The sequence below is a fragment of the Nocardiopsis listeri genome, assembly GCF_020741345.1.
In the GTDB taxonomy this organism is placed as follows: Bacteria; Actinomycetota; Actinomycetes; order Streptosporangiales; family Streptosporangiaceae; genus Nocardiopsis; species Nocardiopsis listeri_A.
The window spans coordinates 1-2,612 of the sequence record NZ_DYZD01000029.1 but is presented as its reverse complement, the minus strand read 5'-3'; the positions used below and the strand labels follow the sequence as shown (position 1 = coordinate 2,612).

Genomic DNA, 2,612 nt, shown 5'->3' with positions numbered 1-2,612 from the left:
AACTCCGCCCGAACGGCGGTGCGGTGTTCGCGCAGGTGGGAGGGTGGTCGTCGGGGGATGGCCGGTTCGGCGGGTTTGCGACCAGCCGATTCTCCGGAGCGCGCGAGGGGGGTTTCGCCCTCACACAGGGCGCATGGATCACGTCGAGGTACACGGCCCCGGACCATCGGTCCGTCGCTCTCGGTTCTAGGGTGGCGACGTCGTGCGAACCTCTTGAGAAAGGCCCTTCGTGCCCGAACACACGTATGCCTCCGTCGCCCTGTCCTCGGGCCTGGCCCTGGTCCTGATGTTGAGCGGCTGCGGCGGGGATCCGGAGACGACCGAACCGGATGCGGCCGCCGCAGACGTACCCGAGACGGAAGGGGAACCGGAGGCGGGGGAGGACGAGCGGCCGGAGAGAGACCTGGTCGACCCCCTGACGATCGCCCCCGAGAACCTGTGCACCGTGCTCTCCGAGGAGACCCTGGACGACCTCCTCGGAGAGGAGGACGTGCGCAGTGACGCGCAGGGGTCGACGGGTATCCCCGACCCCGACGACCTGGACGACCTCGACCGGCTGCGGATGAGCTGCATGCTCGTCTCGGCGGCGGGCGGAACGATCCACTTCTCGATGGAGGTCCACGAGGGGCTCTACGTGGACAGCACCCTCGCCTCCTACGGCGAGGAGGACGCCGACCCGGACGTCGACCTCGGCGAGTTCGCCGTCACCGGTGAGGGCATCGGCGACGGGGCCGGGGTGACGGTCGTGGACGGACAGGTCCTCGTGGAGGTGACCTACGACCGTATGGGCGAGGCCGACCAGGACGAACTGTCGGAGGGTGCGCTCCGGGTCGCCGAGGAGATCATGGCGTCCATGGACTGACGACATGGCCCGGCACGTACCACCGTGGTCCCGCCCCTGCCCCGAGCGGGTCCCGCGTCACCGCCTCCTTCGACGGGCCAGGGAGGCCCCCAACGCCGGCCGGTCGATCTTGGCGTTGTGCCGGCGGTCCACGGGAAGGCGCCGCACCTCGACGAACTCGGTGAGGCCCCGGGTCGACTCGTGACGATCCGCCAGCGCGCGCAGCTCGGCGGCCACGGTCGCGGTGTCGCGTCGGTCCTCGTCGGAGCGTTCGACGCAGACCACCGCGGCGATGCTCCCCGCCCGGGGCGCACCGACCAGGGCCGCCCGGTGGACGGCCGGGTGGGTGGCGAAGACCGGCTCGACCCGCAGCGGTAGGAAGATCCCGCCCCGGGTGATGACCCGGTGCGAACGGCGTCCGCCCAACCACAGGCGGCCCCGGTCGTCCAGGTGACCGACGTCCCCCAACCGGTGCCACACCGTGCCGTCCGGATCGGGGATCTTGTTCGCGGCGGTGGCGACCGGGTCCTGGAAGTAGTCCTCGCTGATGTGCGGGCTACGGGCGATGACCTCGCCGACCTCGCCGGTGGGCAGGGCCTCCACGTCACCGATGGCGGCGATGTTCCCCTCGGTCACCGGGATGATCCGGAGCTCGACCCCGGGCAGGCCCGCACCCACGCACAGGCCCTCACCGCGTTCGGTGCGCTCCCAGGTCTCCTCCAGCACCGTCGTTCCCGAGATCTCGCACAGGGGAAGTGCCTCGGTGGCCCCGTAATTGGAGTACAGCTCCCCCTCGGGGCCGAGCATGTCCCGAACCGCCGCGTACAGCGGCCCCTGGACCTCGGCGCCGCCGGCGACGATACGCCGCACACTCTTGACGGTGATCGACTCGCGGCGTGCGTGCGCCGAGAGGTTCCGCAGCAGGGCGGGCGAACCGAACATCGAGCGGACGCCGCGCTCCTCGATGGTGCGCAGCAGCGCCGCAGGGTCGGCGTCGCCGGGCCCCTTCATGGTGAAGTCCATCGGGGGGACCACCACCTGCCCGCCGGCCGACAGCGCGATGATCCAGAACATCGGGAACGTGGGCATGTCGACCACGTCGCCGCCGTCACCGAGTGCCCACTGGGCGCCGACCAACTCGACCATCGCGGCGAAGTTGCGTTGGCGCAGCACCGTGGGCTTGGGCTTGCCGGTGCTGCCGGTGGTGAACGCGATGACGGCCGGATCGCCGGGTTCGACGTCGGCGGGTTTCGGCTCGTCCGGCGCCCGGTCCGACAGGAGATCGTCCATCGACCGCACACCGGGCCAAGCGCCGTCCACGACGAACTCCCGGCGCACCGTCCGTTCGCCCCAACCGAAGAGCCGCTTGGCCAGGTGCGCGCGCGGCGTACCGAAGAACACCTCCGGGCCGATCCGGTCGAGGCACTGCCGGACCCGCCGCATGCCGTGGCTGTAGGGCTCGATGCCCACCAGAGTGGCGCCGACACGGAAGAGCGCCGTGCCCAGCACGAGCGCGTCGAAGCTCGGCGGGACCATGAACGAGCAGAGGGTGCCCTCCCGGATCCCGGTGGCTCGTAGCCCTTCGGCCAGTCGTTCGGCGCGGTCCGACAGTTCGCCGTAGGTCCGCTCGCGGTGGATGAGGACACCGTCGCGTCCCTTGTCGGTCTGGATCATGGCGACACGGCCGGGGTCGGTGCGGGCCACCTCCAGGACTCGATCGGCGACGCGGACGCGGTCGGGGGTGGTGGGGGTCGGTCCCGTCATCGGGGGC

2 protein-coding genes are annotated in these 2,612 nt (G+C 71.3%); one reads left to right on the top strand and one right to left on the bottom strand.

Annotated features, from left to right (window positions below; all coding sequences use genetic code 11):
• Positions 1-229: 229 nt before the first annotated feature.
• Positions 230-862 carry a hypothetical protein gene (locus K8V84_RS01445; RefSeq protein WP_304069404.1) on the top strand — a complete coding sequence of 211 codons (633 nt, stop codon included), beginning with the start codon at positions 230-232 and terminating at the stop codon, positions 860-862.
• Positions 863-919: 57 nt separating this feature from the next.
• Here the strand turns inward: K8V84_RS01445 and K8V84_RS01440 are convergent.
• Positions 920-2,612, bottom strand: a 1,693-nt coding sequence (locus tag K8V84_RS01440) for a fatty acid CoA ligase family protein (protein ID WP_369696593.1), incomplete at its 5' end; no start/stop codon positions are given.